This is a genomic window from Coprococcus sp. LG101-27 (genome assembly GCF_027695515.1).
Taxonomy (GTDB): Bacteria; Bacillota; Clostridia; order Lachnospirales; family Lachnospiraceae; genus Allocoprococcus; species Allocoprococcus comes.
In genome coordinates this window covers 1-250 of sequence record NZ_JAQEUJ010000006.1, presented here as the reverse complement: position 1 = coordinate 250, position 250 = coordinate 1, and positions in this window count along the sequence as shown.

The window sequence follows — 250 nt, the reverse complement described above, 5'->3', positions numbered from 1 at the left end:
ACTCATGTTTTTGGCGGGTCAAGAGGTCAAAAATCCTCTTGCAAGCAAGCTTGCATCGGCTTTCTGACCTTTTGACCCTGGTATCATAGCAATTACGAAATTATAAAAGTTAAAGGTCCTTAAAGATTCCGATTCTGGCGAGTAAGGAAATAGCTTACTTAAACGGAAGACTGAACTGAAGCACAAAAATATCAGAATATTCTGAATTACGCAAAATATAAAAACAACATTGACAATTCAGGAAAGCCGT